The organism is Brevundimonas sp. (assembly GCF_046295075.1).
In the GTDB taxonomy this organism is placed as follows: domain Bacteria; phylum Pseudomonadota; class Alphaproteobacteria; order Caulobacterales; family Caulobacteraceae; genus Brevundimonas.
Genome location: NZ_JBKBOC010000005.1, coordinates 23,950 through 46,350 on the forward strand (window position 1 = coordinate 23,950; position 22,401 = coordinate 46,350).

Consider the following 22,401-nt stretch of genomic DNA (forward strand, 5'->3'; position numbering starts at 1 on the left):
GCTCCTCCACAAAGCCGAACGAGCGTCATCTCCGTGTCAGCACAAGCAGGGCGCCGTCCAGCCAGGTCATGATCATCCGTCCGTCAGGGAGCAGTGAAACCGTGGCGTAGGCGCTGTCTCCTCCCCCCGCGCACATCACATCGAATGCGGGGTGTGAAAGCATGTCCGGCGCAATGCCGAGCGGCGGCGCCTCAACCCCCAGCGCATGTTCCAGATTTTCGCCCGACAGCATCAGGCTGGGGCCGCTGCAGGAAGAAGCATCGGCGCCAGACTGTCCGGCTGCAGCCGGCCCCCACGACCATTGATCGGCCGAAATGCTGATCGTGCGTCCCATGAAGGTCGGATCGTCAATCCCAAGCGCCTGGACGGGACCGCTGACCAGAACACCGACGCTCGCGACGCGCCATTCGCCCGAAATCCTGCCAATGGTCAGCATGCCGTTGCCCGGCTCAACCGCAGTCTCGGCGGGCTTGGTCTCGGAAATCGGGACCGACGAGGACGTGTCCGAAGCTGGCGCACCCGGGCTCTCGGCTTCGCCGTTCGAACAGGCCGCCAAGGCAAGGCAGACGACTCCGCCCAGAATCAAAAGTCGCATTCCTGCTCCTTGTCATGTCGCCGCCTATCGCGGGGCGTCCACAAGAACGTAGGAGAAGCGGGACTGTTGCGGCAGATTCGCCAGAGCGTCGAAGAAGCGTCCATGTTCGGCCTTGGGCAAGGTCTGGCAGCCCATGGAATAGGTGTCTGCCGCACCGCCGATGTGGATGTGCATCCCCGCCGCACCGCGAACTTGCTGATTCATGTCGGACGAGGTGATCCGGCCGTCTCCGTCGATATCTCTTTGGACGGTATTGGTTTGATTGCCGACAGCCTTCAGCGCGCGGGCGTTCAGGAACGTACCGACCTGGTACTGGATCGTCTGGCCAGACTGCAACTGACCCAGATCAGGTTTGCCGTCGCCATTGACGTCAGGCGGCTTTGGACGACCGGCGTCCAGATACTGGCTGGAGGGCTCGGTGTTCAACCTGAAGGTCTGGGCGGTATAGCCATCGCCGGATTTCTGGACGATCACCATGGTGTCGTTGTACTCGCCCTCCCCGCCGTTGACGGTGAAGTTCGAGGGGCTGCGCACGCCCAACAGTACGGCGCGGCCGGCGTCCAGATCCGCCTTCGCCTGGGCCGAGCCTTGAGATTGGATGATTGCGGCGTAGGCGGCGGGGGAACCCGCAGGCGCATTCGTCGTCGCGGGCGTCACTGTGGTCGAGGAGGCGGCGTTCAAGTTCGCCGGTCCGCTTGGGCGGTTGAACTGAGCGATCTCGCCTTCGCGTCGATTGATCAGCCCCTGGTTCACCTGGCCGTCCGACTTGTTCCACATCGCCATGGCCTCACCGGCGCCAACCGAGTCGCCCGCATTCAGGCGGCGCAGCACCGTCGAGTCAGGAAAACCGCCCTTGCCGACGCCGATGTTGTAGGCGAACGAGACCAGAGCATCGAACTGGTTCTGCGTCACAGCCACCTTGACGTTGTCCTTCACGGCTGCGGCGTAGGGAACCATCGCCTTGTCCAGCAGGGCGCGTTCCTGTGTCGCGGTCAGGTTCACGGCGTCCTTGTTGTCGGCGACGAAGTCACGGGCTTGCGTTCCCTTCAGACCCGCGCCTGCGGCCAATCGCTCGGCAGAGGCGCGATCCACGCCTATGCTGGTCAGGTCGGTAATGACGCTTGCGGCCGACCGTCCGCCCAGATCATATCCCGGCCCGACCGTCACGCCACTAGAGCCGCCGGGCCAGTGCGGTCGGTTGCTGACACCGGCCTGCGCTTCGCGATCATAAAGTGCTTTTACCCCGGCCTCGGACATACCCGAACCCCCGGCCGATTGGGCCGTCGCAGGCGACTGTACGTTGCCGACGACCGTCGCGTTGGCGGTCTCTGGGCCGGTGTCGATGCTTAGCACCTGACCGGGCCGGATCAGGTTGGGATTGGATATCCCGTTCTGTTGGGCCAACATCCGCCAGTCCAGATTGAACTTGTCGCCGATGCTGGACAGTGTGTCGCCAGCGCGAATGGCGTAGCTGCGCGGCTCGACATCGGGCGAAGGACCCGTCCGATCCGGGATGGTCACGCTCTGGCCGATACGCAGTACATGCGGATTGCTGATCTGAGGATTGGCTGCGATCACCGAAGACAGGGACACGCCTGCACGCTCGGCGATGCCGGACAGGGTGTCTCCGGATTTGACGACATAGTCATCGTCGGCAGGTGAGGCGCTTTGGTTTTGAGACGATGAAACGGCGCTGACGGACATCGGAGCTACTCTCGAACAGTCTTTGACCGCCTCAGAGTTCGCTTTCGCACCGTGCGGCGCAATCGGGGTTGTCCCTAGCTAGGGACGCCCCCGAAAGATTCAGCCCCGCGCGCGTTCGACGGAATCGACTGACGGATTTGCTCGTAGCGCCGCCATGATCATGGTCGCGTGCTTGGCGTCCTCGACCTCGACGTCCACGTCGACGTCGAAGAAGTCCTGCTGCCGATGCGCCATCGACAGGTTGATGATATTGCCGCCGGCCTCGCCGATCAGGGTCGTGACCTGGCCGAGCACGCCCGGCGCATTGCGGATCGTCGCGCGAATACGGGCGGCGGCGACGGCGTCCGTCTCGGCCTGCGGCGTCCATTGCAGGTCGTGCCAGACCGAATCGTCATCCGCGAAGTTGGCCAGGGTCTGGCAATCGATGGTGTGCACCGTCAGGCCGGATTCAGGCTCCAGAATGCCGACGATCCGATCGCCCGGCACCGGCGTGCAGCATTGGCCGAAATGCACCGTCACGCCCGGCGTCAGCCCGCCGCCACGCACGAAGAGCCGCGCCTTGTCGCCCTCGATCCGCTGCTTCTCCGGCCCGGCCTTCAGCCGCCCTTTCAGCGCAGGGAACAGGATTTCGGCCGCAGTGGTGGGCGACAACCGTCCACGCCCCAGTCCCTCGAACAGATCCTCGTCATTGGCGACAGCCAGCATCTCAAGCACCGGCTTCAGCGACACGTCGGCCAGGGACTTCTCCACGCGGCCCAGCGTCTGATCCAGCGCAACGCGGCCCAGCTTGATGAACTCCTCCCGCTCTGACGTGCGGATGTGGCGACGGATCGCCGACCGCGCCCGCCCGGTGACGGTCAGGCTGCGCCAGTCGGCGGGCACTTCGCGCTTGGAGCCCCGAATGATCTCGATCACGTCGCCGTTCTGAAGCGGCGTCCGCATCGGCTTCAGCTCGCCGTTGACCTTGACCCCGACCGCCGTGTCCCCGACCTCGGTGTGGACGGCATAGGCGAAGTCCAGAGGCATGCCGCCGCGCGGCAACGTCACCAGCTGACCCTTGGGCGTAAAGACGAACACCTGATCCAGGTACATTTCGAGCTTGGCGTGCTCGACCCAATCCTCGCCGCCCTCGCCGTGCTCGATCACCTGCACCAGATGGCGCAGATTCTGCAGCGGGTCTCGGCCGCCGCCCTGCTCCATCGCCTCGCGGTCGAAGCCATAGGACTTGTTCTTGTAGCGCCAGTGGGCGGCGACACCGTCCTCGGCGATCCGGTCCATCTCCTCGGTGCGGATCTGCATCTCGATGCGCAGGCCCCGCGGCCCGACGACGGTCGTATGCAGCGAGCGATAGTTGTTCGACTTGGGCGTCGAGATGAAGTCCTTGAACCGCTCGGGCACCATCGGCCATTCGCGGTGGATGACGCCCAGCGCGCGATAGCAGTCGTCTTCCGCCTCCACGATGACGCGGAAGCCATAGATGTCGGACAAGGACGAAAAGCCGACCGACTTGCGCTGCAGCTTGCGCCAGATCGAATAGGGCGTCTTCTGGCGACCATAGACATTGGCCTTCAGGCCCGCCTCGGACAGCACCCGCTCGACCTCGTCCGCCACGCCCTCGATGGCGCGGCCATGCTCCAGCTTCAGCGCCTCCAGCCGCCGCTCGATGGCGGTCTTGGCGGTCGGATTCAGGTGGGTGAAGGCCAGCTCTTCCAGCTCGGAAGCGATGGAGTGGATGCCGATCGACCGGCCGAGCGGTGCATAGACTTCCAGCGTCTCGCGGCTGATGCGCTCGCGCTTCTCCGGCTTCACATATTGAAGCGTGCGCATGTTGTGCAGGCGGTCCGCCAGCTTGACCAGCAGCACCCGCACGTCCCGGCTGATTGCCAGGATGAACTTGCGCAGGTTCTCGGCCTGGCGCGTGTGCTCAGCCTGAAGCTCCAGCCGCGACAGCTTGGTCACGCCCTCGACCAGGACCGCGACCTCCTCGCCGAACATGCCGGCGATGTCGTCGCGGGTCGCCGAGGTGTCCTCGACCACGTCGTGCAGCAGGGCTGTGACGATGGTGGCGGTGTCGAGCTTGTAGTCGGTCAGAATGCCCGCGACCTGGATCGGGTGGGCGAAATAGGGATCGCCCGAGGCTCGCAACTGCGAGCCGTGCATCTTCATCGCATAGACGTAGGCGCGGTTCAGAAGCGCTTCGTCGGCTGTCGGATCATAAGCCTTTACGGCCTCGATCAGCTCGAACTGGCGCAGGATCGGCGCGCGCTTGATCGGCCGCCCCGAATCGGCGGCGACCGATTTAGGGTCGTTTTTGTTTGCAGCTTGGGGCGCCGGCGGAACCGTTTCGGTCCGCGCCGGCAGGATAGTGACGCCAGGGGCTCCCTCGGGCGTCAGTACCGCTCCTCCTGACCGCCGTCGCGGTCGCTCTGCAGGGCGCGGATCAGTTCGGCCTCGGCCATGTTCATGTGCTGCGGCGCGGCCAGCAGGGCGACCGTTTCCGCCTCGTCTTCGGCTTCCGTGCGCTCATCGACGCGTTGCAGCGTGGTGATGATGGTCTCCAGCAGTTCGTCCGGAACGACGGTGTCGTCGGCGATCTCACGCAGGGCGACGACCGGGTTCTTGTCGTTGTCGCGGTCGATCGTCAGGGCGGAGCCATTGGCGATGCTACGAGCACGGTGGCCGGCAATCAGCACCAGACCAAAGCGGTTCGGAACTTTCTCGATGCAATCTTCGACGGTGACGCGGGCCATGAAATTCCTCGAACGCGGGGGAGAACCGCGTCAAATACAGATGAGGACTGACTTTTGCAACGTCACAGGGGCGAAACTGCGGCGTCAGTCGGTCCGCCGCGCCAGCGGATAGGCGATGATCAGCACCAGGTCAGCCTCGCCGACCTGCGTAATACCGACATTTCCACCATCGTACAGATAGGCGGTGTCCCCGGCCTTCATGCGCGTCGTGACGCCGTCGCTCGTCACATCCCCTTCCCCGCTGACGACATGATAGACCTCGTCATGGGCGATGACGTGCAGCCCGATTGACGATCCGGGGTGCATCACGCGCTTCCTGAACTCCATCGACCGGTTCGGCGCGACATCCGAGATTCGATAGGCGGTGCTCATCCCCGTTCCGTTATGGGGCGGCGGCTGGCGAACCATCGTATCCGCCTCATGGATCACCAGACCGACGCCAGCCGGGGGCGAGGCAGGCGCAGGATGCGATTCCTGCACCGCTCCGGCAGCGAGCAGGACGGCCAGAGAAAGGACGAGCATGAAATGTCTCCCGGTGTCAGGACCGAGATCAGCTCACGAACTGCCACCTACTTCAAGGGATGGGCGTCGCGACCGACCGACGCGGTCTCGACCAGTTCGCTCGCCGTCCCACCCTGCGTCGGATGCACCCAGGCCAGGGCGATCTCAGCGATCGGCCCCATGACGAACCGGCGCTCGGCTGCGCGGGGATGGGGCAGGATCAACCCGTCCAGATCACCGCTCAGTCGCCCGTAGGCGACCAGGTCCAGATCCAGCGTTCGCGGCGCATTGCGAACCGACCGCTCGCGACCGAACGCGTCCTCGATCCGTCCCAACGCGGCCATCAGTTCGTGCGGATCATGGGCGGTACGCACCATGACGACGCCGTTCAGAAAGGGCGGGTCCTGCGGATCGGGCCAAGCCAGCGACGACCACCACGACGACCGCGCCACGACATCGATCCCCTCGCTGCGAAAACGCGCCAGCGCCGCCTCCAGCGCTTCGCGGCATGAGGACCAAACCCCCTTGTCATTGCAGCCCAGCGCCACGATGACTGCATCATTCAGGTCAAACTCGTCGTCGATTCCGACATCGACGGCGAGCGCGGCCGCGCAGTCCGATTTTTCATCTCTTTCGACGGCATCGACCATGTTTCATCCCACCGACCGGCTGGCGATCTTCATCGACGGCTCGAACCTTTATTCCGCCGCGCGCGCCTTGCAGCATGACATGGACTTCCGGCGGATGCTGGACTGGTTCCGCGAGAAATCCATCCTGACGCGTGCCTATTACTATACGGCCGTGGTCGAAGGCGAAGAATTCTCGCCCGTGAAACCTTTGGTCGACTGGCTGGACTACAACGGCTTTTCGGTCGTGACCAAGCCGGTCAAGCGCTTCACCGACGGCCAGGGCCACAGTCGGATCAAGGGCAATATGGACATCGAGATCGCGGTGGACATGCTGGAGCTGGCCCCGCACATCGACCACGCTGTCCTATTCTCCGGCGACGGCGATTTTCGGCGGGTGGTTCAGGCGGTTCAGGCGCGTGGCGTGCGTGTCACCGTCGTCTCGACGCAGAAGACCCAGCCGCCGCACATCGCCGACGAACTGCGTCGCCAGGCCGACGCCTTCATCGATCTGAACGACATGATGGCCGACTTCGGCCGTCCCAAGAGCGCCCAATGATGCTGACGCCCGAGCCGCCCCGCGACTGTCCGCTGTGCCCGCGCCTGGTCGCCTATCGCCAGGAAAACGCGCGCCAGAACCCGGACTGGTGGAACGGTCCCGCCGCCTCGTTCGGGGATCCGAACGCGCGCCTGCTGATCGCGGGCCTCGCCCCCGGCCGCACCGGCGCCAACCGGACCGGCCGCCCCTTCACCGGCGATCATGCCGGCTGGCTGCTCTATGACACCCTCAAGAAAACGGGCTTCGCGCAGGGTCACTATGACCCGAACGGCGACGACGACCTGACGCTGACGGACTGCATGATCACCAACGCCGTCCGTTGCGCTCCGCCCGGCAACAAGCCGCTGCCGATCGAGGAAACCACTTGCCGGCCGTTCCTGATCGACCGGCTGGCCCTGCTGCCCAATCTAAAGGTGATCGTGACCCTGGGCGACGTTTCACGCCGCAATATCCTCAAGGCGTTCGGCCGTCCCGCCTCCGCCATGCCCGCAGGCCATGGCGCCCAGGGCGAGGCCGGCGGCTACGTTATCCTGAACAGCTATCACTGCTCACGGCTGAACACGAACACCGGCCGCCTGACGCCCCAGATGTTCGAGGACATCTTCGACCGCGTCCGCCCCCTGATCGACGCCTGAGGCTCAGCCCTTGTCCCGCATCAGCCGGGCCTTGTCGCGCTGCCAGTCGCGTTCGGCCGAGGCTTCACGCTTGTCGTGCAGCTTCTTGCCCTTGGCCAGGGCGATCTCCAGCTTCGCCTTGCCTGCGTCGTTCAGATAGAGCTTCAGCGGAATGATCGTCTGGCCGTCGCGCTGGACAGCCCCGATCAGACGGTCGATCTGCTTTCTGTGCAGCAGCAGCTTCCGCGGCCTGCGCGGCTCGTGGTTGAAGCGGTTAGCCTGTTTATAGGGCGGGATGTCGGCGTTGATCAGGACGATCTCGCGTCCCTCCACCGCCGCATAGCTTTCGGCGATATTGGCCCGCCCGTCGCGCAGCGCCTTGATCTCGGTGCCCAGCAACTGGATCCCGGCCTCGATATTCTCCTCAAGGAAATAGTCGAATCTTGCGCGGCGGTTCTCGGCGATGACCTTGGATTTGGATTGGGGTTGCGGCGCCATCAGCCGACGCCCGCATCCGCCATGGCGCGGTCGATGAGCGGCTTGACCGCATCCGAGGTCGGCGACAGCGGCAGACGCGCCTCTTCGTCGCACAGCCCCAGCCTGGCCAAGGCGTATTTGGCCGGCGCCGGAGAATTGTCGAGGAACAGCGCCTTGCACAGGCCGATCAGCCGGTCCTGCCAGTCGCGAGCCGTGGCGTAGTCGCCCGCCGCCGCCGCATTGTGCAGGGCGACCATGGCTTCCGGCGCGACGTTCGACGCCACCGAGATCAGCCCGACCCCGCCATGGGCGTGATAGCCCAGATAGCTGGGATCATCGCCCGAGATCAGGTCGAACTGGCCGCCGATGTTGGTCCGCATCCAGCTGACCCGGCTCATGTCGCCGGTCGCATCCTTGATGCCGACGATGTTCGGATGGGCCGCCAGCCGCGCCACCGTCTCATTAGACAGGTCGGCCCCGGTGCGACCCGGCACATTGTAGAGCAGGATCGGCAACTGAACCGCGTCGGCCACGGCCTCAAAATGCGCCGCCATCCCCGCCTGAGACGGCCGGATATAATAGGGCGTCACGATCAGCGCCCCGTCCGCGCCCACCGTCTTGGCGTGGCGGGTCAGGTCGATGGCTTCCTTGGTGTAGGGCGAGCCCGTGCCGGCGATCACGCTGACGCGACCGGCCGCCAACCGCACGCACAGTTCGATCACATGCTTGTGCTCGTCGAGATCCATGCTGGCGCCCTCGCCCGTCGTGCCCATCGGCACGACGCCGTGGACCCCTGCGGCGATCTGGCGCTCCAGCAATCTGGCGAATGCGGCTTCGTCCACGTTTCCGTCACGAAGTGGTGTGATCAGGGCGGTGATCACGCCCTTGAACAAGGGGGCGGTCATGGGACTAAACTTGGCCTGCGTGGGGAGGGACGATGGACGGATGTTCATCGCCTTTGCAATGAGCGCGGGACGTTAGGTCGCCAGCGGCTCCGCCGCAACCGGATTGAATGAGAACAGGACAGATCATGATAGCGACCAGTCTGGCGGCGGCCCTCGCCGTCCTTGCGCCGAACCCGCAGGACGTCCTGCCGACCCAGCCTGTTCCCTACGCGTCGGCGTCGTCGTCCGTGCCCGGCTATTCCGCGACCTATCAGGGGCGCGTGCTGAACGATCAGGACACGGCGCTGTTTCGCCAGGGCCTCGCCGCCGCCCGCGCACGCGACGTCTTCGGCGCCCAGTCCGCCATGTCCCAGATCCGCGACGCCTCGGCGCGCAAACTGGTCGAATGGGCGCTGATCGACACCTCGGGCGAGCAACTGTCCTATGCGGACCTCGCGCGCGGCCAGAGCGATCTCGCCGGCTGGCCCCGCAACGAATCACGCCGCGCCGCCGCCGAAAAGGTTCTCGACCGTTCCGGCATGGGCGCCGATGCGGCCCTGGCCCTGATGTCCGACGGCAAGCCCACGACGGTGGAAGGCGCCATAGCCTATGCCTCGGCCCTGGAGCAACGCGGCCGTCAGGACGAGGCCCGCGCCCTAGTTCGCGACTGGTGGCGCACCCGCTCGTTCGATGACGCGCCCCAGTCGCGCATCCTGGGCCAGTGGGGATCCTGGCTGACGCCCGCCGATCACGAGGCGCGGCTGAACATGCTGTTGCTCGGCCCGCATGGCCCGGCGACGCGCAGCATGGTCAATCTGGTCTCGCCTGATCGCGCCGCCATCGCAAACACGGTCATGACCCTGCGCTCGGCCTACAGCCCCGACGCCGTCATCGCCAATCTGACGCCTGCCCAGGCCGCCGATCCCGCCGTCGTTCTGGAACGCGTCCGCCTGCTGCGTTCGCAGAACCGCCAGTCCGAGGGTTTCGCCCTGTTGGCCAACCTGCCGGCCGCCCCCGCCCACACGGCGGGCGACAACACCCTGTGGAGCGAGCGTCGCAACTACTTCCTCGACGCCTTGCAACAGGGCAACTGGCGCGCCGCCTATGACGCCATGAACGGTCACGGCTTCACCTCGGGCGACCGGATGGTGGATGCGGACTTCTTCGCCGGCTGGGTCGCCCTGACCAAGCTGAACCAGCCCGAGGTCGCTGCCCGCCACTTCGAGGCCCTGCGCACCGCCTCCTCCACCCCGATCACCCAAGGCCGCGCCTACTACTGGCTGGGCCGGGCCGCAGAGGCGCGGGGCGAACGCGACGCCGCCCTCGCCTATTATCGCAACGGCGCTCAGCACTGGCAGACCTTCTACGGCCAGTTGGCGGCCGAGAAAGCGGGCATGACGACGCTTCAGCTGCCGGGCGAACCCGTCCCGTCCCAGTCGGACATCGCCCGCTTCGAAGGCAACGAGATCGTACGCGCCACGCGCATCCTGGGCGAGACCGGCGAGACCAGCCTAATGCGTGTCTTCGCCTATCAGCTCGACAATGATCTGCCGACCATCGAAGATCTGGCCCTGCTGATGGACCTGTCGCGCGGCTATGGCGAAGGCTTCACCGCCATGATGGTCGGTCGCGCCGCCAGCCAGCGTGGCTTCGTCATGCCCGAGCGCATGTATCCCATCCGCGTCCCGCCCCAGGTCGGCGGCGCCGCCCCGCTGGAGTTCACCCAGGCCATCACGCGCCAGGAATCCAGCTTCGACCCCCGCGCCCGTTCCGGCGCCGATGCGCGCGGCATGATGCAGTTCCTGCCGTCCACCGCCTCGGGCGTCGCGCGCCGTCTAGGCATGAGCTATTCGGCCGAGCAGTTGTGGGATCCCGACTACAACATGACCCTGGGCAGCTATCACCTGGGTGAGCTGATGGCGTCGAACAGCGGCTCCATGCTGCTGGCGACGGTGGGCTATAACGCCGGACCGGCGCGATCTGGCCAGTGGGTGTCGCGATGCGGCGATCCGCGCGGCGACGCCACCGCCGCCATCGACTTCATCGAATGCGCGCCCTTCACCGAGACGCGCAACTACATGATGCGGGTGATGGAAAACATGGCCGTCTACAAGGCGCGCCTGAACGGCGGAACGGCGCCGCTGACGCCGTCGGCCGACATTTCGCGCGGTTCGGCGGCCGGTCCTCGACCCTACGCCGCCTACTGAGCCCGGCGGGCCGCCAACAGCGGCCCGTTCGGCCCATCGATCCAGCCGCCGTCCAGGCCGAACACTTCGCGCAGGACGGCGGGCGACAGGGCCTGGATCGGTGCGGCGTCGGCGACCACCCTGCCCTGATCCAGCACCACGACACGGTCCGCCATCGTCGCGGCCAGCGTCAGATCGTGCAGGCTGACCAGCACCCCCGCTCCTCCATCAGCCCGCGCCCTCAGCAGCTCCAGCACCAACCGCTGCGCGTCCGGGTCCAGCCCCGCAATCGGTTCGTCGGCCAGCAGCAGCGGCGCATCGACCACCAGGGCTCTGGCCAGCAGCACACGCGCCCGCTCTCCCCCCGACATTTCGGCAACGCCGCGGTCGGCCAGATGACCGGCGCCCACCTCGTCCAGCGCCGCCACGGCCCGCGTCAGCGCCTCTGCGCCCGACAGGAAGGGCGCACCCAAGGCCGCCACCTCGACCGCCGGCAGGTTCCAGGCGATACGCCGCTCCTGAGGCAGATAGGCCGCCCATTCCGCCCTCTGACGATGGGACAGGTCTGCGATCTGCGTCCCGCCCAGCCTGACCTGACCGCCGGTGGTATCAAGCAGGCCGACGGCCACACGAATGACGCTGCTTTTGCCCGCCCCGTTCGGCCCGCACAGGGCGACGACCTCGCCGGCCGCAACCGACAGGTCCACGCCGTCCAGCACGACAGCCTTGCCCAGCCGCGCCTGCACCCGTTCCAGGGATAACAGGCTCACAGCCGCCACTCCCGCGCCGCGCGCCAGGCGATCAAGGCGAATAACGGCGCGCCGATCAGGGCCGTGAACACGCCCAGCTTCAACTCCTGATCCGTCGGCGTCAGCCGCGCCAGCAGGTCCGCGACGATCAGCATCAGCCCGCCCGCCAGCGCCGACGGCGCCAATATACGCTTGGCGTCGCCCCGCACCGCCGCCCGCACCAGATGCGGCGCGGCCAAGCCCACGAAACCGATGACACCCGCTACCGCGACCGCCGCGCCGGTCGCCACCGCCGCCGCGATCAGGGCGAACAATCGAATTCGCCCCATGTTCAATCCTGACGTCGCCGCCCCCTCGTCGCCCAGGGTCAGCATCCGCAGGCCCGATCCGGATAGACCGGCGAACACCGCTGCAACGATCACCGCCGGAGCCGCCCAGGCCACATCGACCCAGCTTCGGTTCTGCACTGATCCCAAGAGCCATGACATCACCTCAGCCGAGGCGATCGGCGACGGCGACAGGTTGAAGATCAATGCGGTCGCGGCGCCAGCAAAACTCGACAGCGCCACCCCGAATAGGATCAGCGCTTCGGGCGCGCGCATGGCTCTGGACGCCGCGATCAACAGTCCGCCCGCTAGGCTCGCACCCGCCAAAGCGGAAACCTCGACCAATCCCGGCACGGCCGCCGCACCCAGCACGATGGCCAACGCTGCGCCCAGGGCCGCCGTCGCCGACACGCCCAGCACGCTCGGATCGGCCAGGGGATTGCGCAGCAGCCCCTGCATCACTGCGCCGGCAAGACCCAGGGCTGCACCGACGACCAGGGCGCAGACCGCGCGCGGCGCCCGCACCTGCCACAGCACTTCGGCCGGTCCCGACTTCGGATCGCCGAACGCGGCGGCATATTGCGCTCCGCTGAACGCCGTCTCGCCCGCCAGGATCGCCAGCGCCAAGGCCGTCACGATCAACAGTCCCAGAATCAGACACAGTCGCATCGTCGCGATCACGGCCGGCCCTCAGCCATCATCTCCACAGCATCGGCCGCGAACCAGGCGGGACAGGTCAGGCTGGCTGCTGGCAACCGCGCCGCCGTCCGTCCCTCGGCCGCCCGGCGAACGACCGGATGGCGACCGGGGCCGCGCAGGTCGGCCCTCAACTGATCGAAAAAGCCCAGGATGAACCGCGCCGGCGGATTCAGGGCGATCTGCTCCACGCTGACGGCGCCGAAACCGGGGGCCGTAGTCAGATTGCGAAATCCCGCCGCGCGCATCATCGCATCCATCAGCGTGCCCGGCCCGGAGGTGAAGCCCCCCGAGGTCAGATAGACCGCCCCCGGCGCCTTCGTCGTCTGGCTGACCGGCGCCGCTCGCGCCAGCTTGGCGTCCATCCGCTGCTCCAGCCGGCGCCCTCGCTCGACCTCGCCCAGATCGCGCGCCGCCGTGCGGATGTTCTGGCGAACGCCCTCCAGATCGACGGCGTCATTGATCGTGATCACCTTGACCCCGCGCTGTTCAAGCGCCGTCAGCAATCGAGGCTCGCCGCCCCAGTAGCGGACCACCACATCCGGCCTGAAACCCACAGTTGCCTCCAGTGTCGGCCGCAACCGCCTATGTCCGGCCGCCTCGCGCCGCAACCAGGCGTCGGGATCGTCGGCTCGGGGCGACAGCGCCAGTTCAGCATCCGGCGCTAGCGCCAGAACATATTGATCCGCACACTGATCAAGCGCCATGGCCCGCAACGGCCTCGCCTGGACCACGCCTGCGCTGGCGATCAAGATCAGGGCCGCGAACGCCCCCAGGCTCCGCTTCATGGCCGGGGCAAGCCCGAGAACATGGCGTCCAACATCGTATCGACCAGCATCTGACGATCCGCCCACGGAAAATACGGCTTGGTGATCATCAACGACACCACCCCGTGCGCCGTGGCCCAGATGGCCTGGGCCAGCACACTGGGATCGCCTTTCAGGTCGCCCGCCGTCACCGCGTCGGCCACCGTCGCTTCCAGCGTCGTGAACAGACCGCTGCCCAGTTCGCGCGCCATGTCCTGCGCGCCCTCTCGCGCCTCGACCGGCCGCGTCAGATAGATCAACCGATACGCATTGGGATGTGCGAAGCCGAACGCGACATAGCCTTCGATCATCCGCCGCAGCCGTCGCACCGGCGGCGCGTCCTCGTCCGCCACCGCCGCATTGGCGGCGATCAGGCGCGCAAAGGCGTCGCGGCAGATTTCCTGCAGGATCGCGCCCTTGTCAGGAAAATGCATGTACAGCGCCGTGGAAGACAGGCCGACCTCGTCCGCGATCTTGCGAATCGTTGCGCCCTCATAGCCATGCTCGACGAAGATTCGCTCGGCCGCCGTCAGGATTTCGCCGCGCCGCGAATGGCCTTCGCCCTTGGGCTTTCGGGTCGTGCGCGAAGAGTTCGAAACGTCAGACAAGCGGCTGCTCCGGGTGAGGCGCCCTGAATAGCGACAATCCGTCCCAGACGCCAACCAGCTTGCCGAACACAGTTGTTTCAAATAGCGATTAGAGGTTGTGGAGGTGCGGGGGCGGCGACATGGAGGTCTGGACACATCCGGGGATCACGCCTCGCAGGAACGGCGCCGCACGGCGCATGCCCAGCGGCTTCCAGATCACGGCGATGATCTTGCTCTCCTTGGGCTCTGCCGCTGCTCTGGTCCGCTGGCCTCAGGTCGCCTTCCTGACGCTGCTCATTCTGTTCCAGGCCGCCTTCGTCGTCTCGGCGATCTGGAAGACCGTCATCGCCATCGCCAGCCTGCGCCGCCCCAGGCCCAGCGCCCGCCCCATCGTATGGCCGCGCTACACCATATTGGCGGCGCTGCACGACGAGGCGGCGGTGACGCCGCAACTGATCGCCAACCTGTCCCGCATCGACTATCCGCCCGATCGACTCGAAGCCTTCATCGTCCTCGAAACCCACGACCACGCCACCCTAGCCGCCGCCCAGGCCACGCCACGCCCGTCGTGGATCAAGATTCTGGTCGTCCCGCCGGGTTCGCCCCTGACCAAGCCTCGCGCGCTGAACCACGCCCTGAGACAGGCCTCAGGCGATCTGGTCACCATCTACGACGCAGAAGACCGACCGCTTCCGCAACAACTGCGCCAGGCGGCGGCGCGTTTCGTCGCTCAGCCTCGGCTGGGGTGCCTCCAGGCGCCGCTGCGCATCCGCCCCTCGGGTAGGCCCGGCTCCGCCTTTCTGGATCGACAGTTCGCCTTCGAATACGCCGCCCTGTTCGAGGTGACGCTGCCGGGGATGGCGCGGTTGGGTCTCCCCTTTCCGCTGGGCGGCACCAGCAACCACATCCGCATGACCGCCCTTCGCGCCGCCGGCGGATGGGACGCGCACAATGTGACCGAGGACGCCGACCTCGGCTTTCGACTGTGGTCGCTGGGCTGGAGGCTGGACGTCATCGACTGCCCGACCTGGGAGACCCCGCCCGGCGCCCTGGACCGTTGGCTGCCTCAGAGAACGCGATGGCTGAAGGGCTATATGCAGACCTGGGGCGTTCACACCCGACGCCCGCTCGGCCTGGGGCGACGCGGCCTGCTGTCCCTGGTCATGACGCTGGGCGCCGGCATCCTGTCGGCCGCAGCCCATGCCCCGACCCTGGCCTGGCTGGCGTCGGCGCTGATGGTCGGGCTTCACGCCGGAATCGCGCCGGCGACGCCTGTGGGTTCCTTGGGCGTGCTGGCCCTGGGCGTCATCGCCGCCTGGATGGGCTGCGCCGTCGGCGCCAAGCGCGCCGGGCTGGATTATCGGCTCGGCGACATGCTGGCCGCCCCCGCCTATTGGTCGCTGCTCAGCCTCGCCTTCGTCCATGCCGCCTGGCGCCTGATCGTGGAACCTCACGTCTGGGACAAGACCCCGCACGATGGCGACGCCCAAGCGCCGGAATTGACCGTCGTGGCGCAGGAGTCTGGACGCGAGGCCGCCTGAGCGCCTATCAGCCCGACGATGGCGCCTGTCCTTTCAAAAACTCCCGAAACGCTCGTGACCCGCGGCTGGTCCGACTACGCCCTGCTCGATTCAGGCGACGGCAAGAAGCTGGAACGCTACGGCCGCTACACCGTGGTCCGGCCCGAGCCGCAATGTTTCTGGTCGCCACGCGATCCGGCGGCCTTCGAAAACGCCACCGCCACCTTCGACCCCCAGCAAGAAGAGGAAGATTCCGGCCGCTGGAAGTTCGACCGCCACGGCCCCATCGACGCCTTCCCCCTGAAATGGCGCGACGTGAAGTTCACCGGCCGCTTCACCCCCTTCCGCCACCTCGCCTTCTTCCCCGAACAGGCCGCCAACTGGGAATGGCTGGACAATCGGGTGCGCGACTTCTCACGCACAGCCGGCCGGGCGCCGAAGATCCTCAACCTGTTTGGCTACACCGGCGTCGCCAGTCTGGCCGCCGCCGCAGCGGGGGCGGAAGTCACCCACGTCGATGCGTCCAAGAAGTCGGTGGCCTACGCCCGCGAGAACGCCGAACAGTCCGGCTTGAGCCAGCACCCGATCCGCTGGATCGTCGAGGACGCCCGCAAGTACGTCGCCCGCGAGGTTAGACGCGGCTCCAAGTACGACGGCATAATTCTCGACCCGCCCAAATACGGACGCGGGCCGACCGGCGAGGTCTGGCGCCTGTTCGAGGACATGCCGGCCCTGCTGAAGGATTGCGCCGCCCTACTGGCCGACGACGCCGACTTCCTGCTGCTGAACGCCTATGCCGCCCGCGTCTCGGGCCTGTCGCTGGCGCACCTGATGGTCGAGGCGACGCACAATCGCGGCGGCCGCATCGACTGGGGCGAACTGGCTTTGTCCGAAGACGGCCCGGACGCCCGCGCCATCGGCCTGTCCTTCTTCGCCCGGTGGAGCAAATGACCGAACGCGTCATCACTTCCCTGACCAACGACACGGTCAAGGCCGTTCGCGCCCTGCACATGCGCAAGGAACGCGACCAGACCGGGACCTTCCTGGCCGAGGGTCTGAAGTTCATCGGCGAGGCGCTGGACCAGGGTCGCGCGCCCAGGATGCTGCTGGTCGGCGAGGACGCCCGCCCCCACCCGCTGCTGGACCGGGCCAAGGCCGAAACGCGCAAGGCTGGCGGCGACATCGTCGTCGTCACCCACGCCATCCTCGAAAAGATCAGCCGACGCGACAATCCCCAGACCGTGCTGGGCGTGTTCGAACAGGCCTATGCCCCGCTGGACAGCCTGAACCCCGCCTCCGCCCCCTGCTGGGTGGCGCTGGAGCAGGTGCGCGATCCCGGCAATCTGGGCACCATCATCCGCACGGCGGACGCGGCCGGATGCGGCGGCGTCATCCTGATCGGCGACTGCGTCGATCCCTATTCCGTGGAGGCCGTGCGTGCGACCATGGGCTCGGTCTTCGCCGTCTCGATCACCAGGACCACGGCCGAGGCCTTCCTGGCCTGGCGCAAGACCTGGCCCGGCAGCGTCGTCGGCACCCGCCTGGACGCCAAGGTCAGCCACCGCTCCGCAGTGATGCGCAAGCCGTCGCTGATCCTGATGGGCAATGAACAGGCCGGCCTGACCGACGATCTCGCCGCCGCCTGCGACGTCAACGTCAAGATCCCGATGCGCGGCCGGGCCGACAGCCTGAACCTGGCCATCGCCACGGGCATCATGGTCTATGCCGCGACCGACGAGGCCTAACGCTTCTCTTCGGGCGCCACACGCCCCATGCCCCACAGGGCGACGATGCTGACCAGGGCCGAAATCACCAGATAGCCGCCCACGGCCCCCGGCCCGAACCGTTCCGCCAGCTTCAGCGCGATATAGGGCGCCAACGACGCCCCCAGGATGCCGGCCAGGTTGAACGCCATCGACGCGCCGGTATAGCGCACCGCCGTCGGGAACGGCCGCGCCATGGCCGCGCCGATGGGGCCATAGGTGCAGCCCATCAGGGCGAACCCCAGCGCAAAGAAGATCAGCAGCCCGGTCAGACCGCCCCCGAACAGCGGCGCGAACAGGAAACCGAACAGGCCGATCCCCACCGAGGACCAGATCAGCACCTTCACCTGCCCGTATCGGTCCGCCAGCAGCGCCGTCACCGGAATACAGGCGGCGAAGAACAGCACGCCGATCAACTGGATCGGCAGGACATCAGCCCGCGCCAGCCCCATCCCCGTCGTCGCCCACCCCAAGGCGAACACTGTCATCAGATAGAACAGGGTGAAGGTCGTCACCCCGCTGAACGTGCCCAGCACCAGCGCCGCCTTGTGATGGGCGAACAGGGTCACGGCCGGCGCCTTGACCCGCTCGTCGCGATCAATGGCCTTCTGGAACTCAGGCGTTTCGCTGATCTTCAGCCGCACCCACAGGCCGACGAACACCAGGATGGCGCTGGCCAGGAAGGGGATGCGCCAGCCCCAGCTCTCGAACGCGCTCTCGCTCATGGTCGAGGTCAGGATGATGAAGGAGGTCGTCGACAGGATAAAGCCGATGGGCGCGCCCAGCTGCGGGAACATGCCGAACCAGGCCTTCTTTCCCGGAGGCGCATTCTCGGTCGCCAGCAGGACCGCCCCGCCCCACTCGCCGCCCAGACCCAACCCCTGACCGAACCGGCACAGGGCCAGCAGCATCGGCGCCAGCAGGCCGACCTGCTGGTGCGTCGGCAACAGGCCGATGGCCACGGTCGACAGCCCCATGGTCATCAAGGCCGCGACCAGCGTCGCCTTGCGTCCCACCCGGTCTCCGAAATGCCCGAAAGCCAGGGCGCCGATGGGCCGCGCGAAAAAAGCGATGGAGAAAGTGGCGAACGATGAAAGCAGCGCCGTGCCCGGATCTTCGCCGGGGAAGAACAGCACCGGAAACACCAGCACGGCGGCGGTGGCGTAGATGTAGAAGTCGAAGAACTCGATCGTCGTGCCGATCAGGCTGGCGAACAGCACGCGACCGGTGGAGTTCTTCGGCAGGACGGCGTGTGGCGTATCGTTCACGGCTTTTCCTTGGAAGGCATGAGCGAGGGATGCGCTGCCCGCGCCGGACAGGTCAAGCCAGAGGGTAGGCAAACTTCACAGGACAATCTCACAAGCCTATGGCAGTCATCCAATCATGATCGGACTACACTCGACGTCTTCAGGTCTCGGACATGCTGCGGTGCTTGTCTTGGCCTGCTCGCTTCTGACCACAGGCTGCGCCGAGGGACAGGATAGCGACACTACGCTGGCAACACCGATGGGAAATCTGGCCTCGACTTGTCCGGGCGTACCCATGGTCCATTCCAGAAATCATGGCCTCGTCGCCTTCGGGTGCGACGATGGAAGTATGCCGGTTGCCGCTTTCAATGCACCGTCCCGAAGAATTCCCGACACCTTCGTGCTGGATGTCATGTCCGTCAGCGACACCGACAATGCTCTGACCGCCCTCGCCTTCCGTCCGGCCCAGGACGACGGCGAACCTGCATCAGTGCGGCATATCAATCTGCTATCGGGTGCCCTGTCGGACACCATCATCGACGGGTCGACCGATGTCGATTCGCTGGAGGTCAGCGCCGACGGCGATTGTTTCATGGCCTCACGCTCCGACGGCTCCACGCCTACACATTACGCTATCACCGCACATGACCTTCGCCCGAAGAGAGACATCGCCGAAGCCTTGAACGCCCCACCTTCAATACGTGTAGAAGTCACAGGCAATGAAGCCAGCAGCGTTGGCCACCTAAGTCTTGGCTCCTCGCGCTGCGTCATAGATGCGCAAGGCCGTATAGCCCTGCTGCTGACGCGGCTGCGCCCACTGGGTCCAGAAGGCGTTGAATCGACACTCGAGCTGCATGTCGCAGGGGCCGAGCCGAAACGGCTTTACCAGGGGCATACTCAATGGCGGCTGCTGTGGCGCAAGACTAGAGACCGGATCGCACTCATCGACGGCCGGACCGGCCATTTGGGGCTAATCGACTTATCCAAGGACCAGCCGACACTGCAATGGGTCGATCAGGAAGGTCACTGGATCGATTATGACCCTTTAGACGGTTCCGGCGTCGTCTTGCGCCGCGCAGGTGCGCACATGGATTTGAGCGCAGAGAAGATCGGACAGTTGGTCAGGGTTCGGTGTGTGACAAACACTGTCAACCCAGCCTGTCGCGACGAAGAAGTGATCTCCCCTCAGGCAACGCAGGTCTATCCCTCGGGAATCGGGGTTTCAGGCGCCGGTATCGTCCTGCAGTACACGGAAGTGACAGAATCGCCTGGATCCATTCTCTACACGCCTCGGCTGCGCTGGCTGTTTTGAACGCTCAGGTCCCGCGCGGCTTGACCCGGTTGGTCGGCTGGGCCGCGGCCGGGTTCTCGGGCCAGGGATGGCGCGGATAGCGGCCCCGCATGTCCGACCGCACCGCCGCCCAGGACCCGGCCCAGAAACCCGGCAGATCCTTCGTCACCTGAACGGGTCGCCGCGCCGGGGACAGCAGCGACAGGGTCAGGGGAACCCGTCCGCCCCCGACCGTCGGATGGGTGACGACGCCGAACAGCTCCTGCACCCGGATCTCCACCCGCGGCCCGCCCTCGGCGCCATAGTCGATCCCCGCCGAGCCCAGGGGCGTGTCCAGCCGACCGGGCGCCAGCTCATCCAGCCTGCGCTGCAGATCCCAGGGGATCAGCCCCCGCAAGGCCTCGGCCAGCCGCCCGTCGCTGATCGCCTCCAGCGACTTCGCCCCCTCCAGCAGCGGCCACAGCCAGTCCTCCCGCGCCTCCAGCAGGGCGGCGTCCGAAACATCCGGCCAGCTCGGATCCAGCCCGTGCAAAAAGGCCAGCCGCGCCCGCAAACCCGTCGCCTGCTCGCCCCAACGCAGGGCGCCCAGCCCCTCGGCCTCGATTTCGGCCCGCAGAGCCGCCGTCATGGTCTTGGCGTCCGGCGCCCCGATCACCTTTTCATCCAGCACCAGGGCGCCGATGCGTCGCGCACGCCGGATCACCATCCGGCCGGACGGCTCCTTGACCAGCCGATCCTCGATCTCGATCAACCGACCCAGGTCCGCCTCGATCCGCGTCCCGTCCAGCGCCGCCGCCAGCCGCACCCGGTCGCGCGCCTCCCCTCCGCCCAGCTCCGCCACCGCCAGCCAGGTTTCGCGCGCTAGGTGATCGGTCGCGTCCAGCACGGCCCCGCGTCCGCTGGCCAGCAACAGTTCGCCCGTCTTGCCGCGCGCCTTGGCGATCCGTTCTGGAAAGGCTTCCGCCAGCATAAGGCCCGCATCGATCATGCGACCCGCCCCGCCGCCCGCCGCGCGCGCCCAGCGATCCGCCAGTTTCATCGCGTCGCGCGCTCTCGGCGACCGATCCCGCTCCAGCCCGATCAGCCGATCCGCCAGATCGACGCCTGATCCGCCCAGCCCCGGTTCGCTCAGCACCGCTGCGATCCGCGCGCCCGTCATCGCATCGCCCCCGTCCGACGCCACGGCGACCATATGCGCCAGCCTCGGCGACAGCGGAATTCGCGTCAGCCGCAGGCCGTGTTTCGACAGCCCCCCGTCCGCATCCAGCGCCCCCAGCCGCGTCAGCACCTTGCGCGCTTCGGCCATGGCCCCGGCCGGCGGCGGGTCCAGCAGGGCCAGCCCCTCGACCGACCGCGCGCCCCATCGCGCCAGGTCCAGCGCGAGGCCCGTCAGGTCCGCCTCCTGGATTTCCGGCCGCTGATGCGGAACCAGACCGCGCGTCTGTTCCTCGTCCCACAGGCGATAGCAGACGCCCGGCTCGGTGCGCCCGGCCCGGCCGCGTCGTTGCTCGGCCGAGGACCGACTGACCTTGACCGTCGCCAGACGGGTCAGGCCGCTGGACGGCTCGAAACGCGGCACGCGCGACAATCCGCCGTCGATCACCACCCGAACGCCCTCGATGGTCAGGCTGGTCTCCGCGACCGATGTCGCCAGCACCAGCTTGCGCCGCCCCGGCGCCGCCGGTTCGATTGCCCGGTCCTGCTCGCCCCGGTCCAGACCGCCATACAGAGGCACGACATCGACGTTCGGCAGTCGCAGCCGGTCGTTCACCAGCCGTGCGACCCGGTGAATCTCGCCCTGACCCGGCAGAAAGACCAGCACCGACCCCGTCTCTTCGCCCAGAGCGTTCAGACAGGCCCGCGCCACGGCCTCCTCGAACCGCTCCGACGGATTGCGGCCCAGATACCGGGTCGCGACCGGCCAGGCCCGCCCCTCGGCCTCGATGACCGGCGCACCGTCGAGCAGTCGCGACACCCCCACGACGTCCAGCGTCGCCGACATGACCAGCAGACGCAGATCCTCACGCAGCAGGCCTTGCGTCTCGCGCGCCAAGGCCAGCCCCAGATCCGCGTCCAGGCTGCGTTCGTGAAACTCGTCGAACAGAACCGCGCCCACGCCGTCCAGACCCGGATCGTCCAGAATCATCCGTGTGAACACGCCCTCGGTGATCACCTCGATCCGCGTCTTCGGTCCGATGCGGCTCTGCAACCGGGTGCGATAGCCCACGGTCCCGCCAGCCTGTTCGCCCAGCGTCTTCGCCATCCGGTCCGCCGCCGCCCGTGCGGCCAGGCGTCGCGGCTCCAGCACCAGAACCTTGCCCTCCAGCCACGGCTGATCCAGCAGGGCCAGGGGCACGACCGTCGTCTTGCCGGCCCCCGGAGGCGCGACCAGCACCACCGTATTGCCGCTCGCAAGGGCGGCTTTCAGCGGTTCCAGAACGGCGTGGATAGGCAGCATGCCCCGCCTCTAGCCCGATGCACCCTGATCACGAAAGCGTCGTCACGCCTTAACCCCCTCGT

The 22,401-nt window shown here is 66.9% G+C and carries 21 protein-coding genes; 7 read left to right on the forward strand and 14 right to left on the reverse strand.

Annotated elements, in window-relative coordinates; genetic code table 11:
- Positions 1-25: 25 nt before the first annotated feature.
- The 6 genes from ACK4MH_RS05785 to folK all read right to left on the reverse strand — a co-directional run bounded on the left by ACK4MH_RS05785 (position 26) and on the right by folK (position 6,200).
- Positions 26-595 (reverse strand): hypothetical protein, encoded by a 570-nt coding sequence (locus ACK4MH_RS05785; RefSeq protein WP_409716014.1) that lies wholly within the window; start codon positions 593-595, stop codon positions 26-28.
- Between the two features lie 24 nt (positions 596-619).
- The gene (locus ACK4MH_RS05790) at positions 620-2,299 is read right to left on the reverse strand and encodes a pesticin C-terminus-like muramidase (RefSeq protein WP_409716017.1); all 1,680 of its coding nucleotides are present in this window, start codon (positions 2,297-2,299) and stop codon (positions 620-622) included.
- Positions 2,300-2,398: 99 nt separating this feature from the next.
- Positions 2,399-4,465 carry a RelA/SpoT family protein gene (locus ACK4MH_RS05795; RefSeq protein ID WP_409716020.1) on the reverse strand — a complete coding sequence of 689 codons (2,067 nt, stop codon included), beginning with the start codon at positions 4,463-4,465 and terminating at the stop codon, positions 2,399-2,401.
- A 224-nt stretch (positions 4,466-4,689) separates the two neighbouring features.
- Entirely contained in the window at positions 4,690-5,049 is a 360-nt protein-coding gene (rpoZ, locus tag ACK4MH_RS05800) for a DNA-directed RNA polymerase subunit omega (protein ID WP_135196016.1), read from the reverse strand.
- A gap of 84 nt (positions 5,050-5,133) precedes the next feature.
- Complete coding sequence (locus ACK4MH_RS05805; RefSeq protein WP_409716024.1) at positions 5,134-5,571, reverse strand: cupin domain-containing protein; 438 nt, start codon at positions 5,569-5,571, stop codon at positions 5,134-5,136.
- Between the two features lie 47 nt (positions 5,572-5,618).
- Positions 5,619-6,200: a 2-amino-4-hydroxy-6-hydroxymethyldihydropteridine diphosphokinase gene (folK, locus tag ACK4MH_RS05810; RefSeq protein WP_409716027.1), complete on the reverse strand. Its 582-nt coding sequence runs from the start codon at positions 6,198-6,200 to the stop codon at positions 5,619-5,621.
- On the opposite strand from folK, the gene ACK4MH_RS05815 reads away from it, so the two are divergent.
- Entirely contained in the window at positions 6,199-6,735 is a 537-nt protein-coding gene (locus ACK4MH_RS05815) for an NYN domain-containing protein (protein ID WP_409716030.1), read from the forward strand. The genes folK and ACK4MH_RS05815 overlap by 2 nt on opposite strands.
- Positions 6,732-7,370, forward strand: a complete 639-nt coding sequence (locus ACK4MH_RS05820) for a uracil-DNA glycosylase (RefSeq protein WP_409716033.1) — start codon at positions 6,732-6,734, stop codon at positions 7,368-7,370. The genes ACK4MH_RS05815 and ACK4MH_RS05820 overlap by 4 nt, the downstream gene beginning before the upstream one ends.
- 3 nt (positions 7,371-7,373) lie before the next feature.
- Here ACK4MH_RS05820 and smpB read toward each other — a convergent pair whose 3' ends face one another.
- Both smpB and dapA read right to left on the reverse strand, forming a co-directional pair.
- On the reverse strand, positions 7,374-7,847 hold the full coding sequence (smpB, locus tag ACK4MH_RS05825) for an SsrA-binding protein SmpB (RefSeq protein WP_159851251.1): 474 nt from the start codon (positions 7,845-7,847) through the stop codon (positions 7,374-7,376).
- Positions 7,847-8,731, reverse strand: coding sequence for a 4-hydroxy-tetrahydrodipicolinate synthase (gene dapA / locus ACK4MH_RS05830; RefSeq protein ID WP_409716036.1), 885 nt, complete (start codon positions 8,729-8,731; stop codon positions 7,847-7,849). Before dapA ends, smpB begins: the two co-directional genes overlap by 1 nt.
- Positions 8,732-8,856: 125 nt before the next feature.
- On the opposite strand from dapA, the gene ACK4MH_RS05835 reads away from it, so the two are divergent.
- The gene (locus ACK4MH_RS05835) at positions 8,857-10,917 is read left to right on the forward strand and encodes a transglycosylase SLT domain-containing protein (RefSeq protein WP_409716039.1); all 2,061 of its coding nucleotides are present in this window, start codon (positions 8,857-8,859) and stop codon (positions 10,915-10,917) included.
- Here ACK4MH_RS05835 and ACK4MH_RS05840 read toward each other — a convergent pair.
- Genes ACK4MH_RS05840 through ACK4MH_RS05855 form a run of 4 tightly spaced genes read right to left on the reverse strand, consistent with a single transcriptional unit; the run spans position 10,911 to position 14,081 of the window.
- A complete protein-coding gene (locus ACK4MH_RS05840; protein WP_409716042.1) occupies positions 10,911-11,666 on the reverse strand; it encodes an ABC transporter ATP-binding protein in 756 nt (251 codons plus the stop codon). The genes ACK4MH_RS05835 and ACK4MH_RS05840 overlap by 7 nt on opposite strands.
- The gene (locus ACK4MH_RS05845; protein WP_409716045.1) at positions 11,663-12,640 is read right to left on the reverse strand and encodes a FecCD family ABC transporter permease; all 978 of its coding nucleotides are present in this window, start codon (positions 12,638-12,640) and stop codon (positions 11,663-11,665) included. Before ACK4MH_RS05845 ends, ACK4MH_RS05840 begins: the two co-directional genes overlap by 4 nt.
- A gap of 8 nt (positions 12,641-12,648) precedes the next feature.
- Positions 12,649-13,455: an ABC transporter substrate-binding protein gene (locus ACK4MH_RS05850; RefSeq protein ID WP_409716048.1), complete on the reverse strand. Its 807-nt coding sequence runs from the start codon at positions 13,453-13,455 to the stop codon at positions 12,649-12,651.
- Complete coding sequence (locus tag ACK4MH_RS05855) at positions 13,452-14,081, reverse strand: TetR/AcrR family transcriptional regulator (RefSeq protein ID WP_409716051.1); 630 nt, start codon at positions 14,079-14,081, stop codon at positions 13,452-13,454. Before ACK4MH_RS05855 ends, ACK4MH_RS05850 begins: the two co-directional genes overlap by 4 nt.
- A 119-nt stretch (positions 14,082-14,200) precedes the next feature.
- Here ACK4MH_RS05855 and ACK4MH_RS05860 point away from each other — a divergent pair, with 119 nt between their 5' ends.
- The 3 genes from ACK4MH_RS05860 to ACK4MH_RS05870 are packed head-to-tail and all read left to right on the forward strand — an operon-like array spanning position 14,201 to position 17,325.
- Positions 14,201-15,601, forward strand: coding sequence for a glycosyltransferase family 2 protein (locus ACK4MH_RS05860; RefSeq protein ID WP_409716054.1), 1,401 nt, complete (start codon positions 14,201-14,203; stop codon positions 15,599-15,601).
- An 18-nt stretch (positions 15,602-15,619) separates the two neighbouring features.
- Positions 15,620-16,531 (forward strand): class I SAM-dependent methyltransferase, encoded by a 912-nt coding sequence (locus ACK4MH_RS05865; RefSeq protein ID WP_409716057.1) that lies wholly within the window; start codon positions 15,620-15,622, stop codon positions 16,529-16,531.
- Positions 16,528-17,325 carry a TrmH family RNA methyltransferase gene (locus ACK4MH_RS05870; protein ID WP_409716060.1) on the forward strand — a complete coding sequence of 266 codons (798 nt, stop codon included), beginning with the start codon at positions 16,528-16,530 and terminating at the stop codon, positions 17,323-17,325. The genes ACK4MH_RS05865 and ACK4MH_RS05870 overlap by 4 nt, the downstream gene beginning before the upstream one ends.
- Here ACK4MH_RS05870 and ACK4MH_RS05875 read toward each other — a convergent pair.
- Positions 17,322-18,611: an MFS transporter gene (locus ACK4MH_RS05875; protein WP_409716063.1), complete on the reverse strand. Its 1,290-nt coding sequence runs from the start codon at positions 18,609-18,611 to the stop codon at positions 17,322-17,324. The genes ACK4MH_RS05870 and ACK4MH_RS05875 overlap by 4 nt on opposite strands.
- 274 nt (positions 18,612-18,885) lie before the next feature.
- Here ACK4MH_RS05875 and ACK4MH_RS05880 point away from each other — a divergent pair, with 274 nt between their 5' ends.
- Positions 18,886-19,902, forward strand: a complete 1,017-nt coding sequence (locus ACK4MH_RS05880; protein WP_409716066.1) for a hypothetical protein — start codon at positions 18,886-18,888, stop codon at positions 19,900-19,902.
- A gap of 4 nt (positions 19,903-19,906) precedes the next feature.
- Here ACK4MH_RS05880 and hrpB read toward each other — a convergent pair whose 3' ends face one another.
- Positions 19,907-22,339, reverse strand: coding sequence for an ATP-dependent helicase HrpB (gene hrpB, locus ACK4MH_RS05885; RefSeq protein WP_409716069.1), 2,433 nt, complete (start codon positions 22,337-22,339; stop codon positions 19,907-19,909).
- Positions 22,340-22,401: the final 62 nt, after the last annotated feature.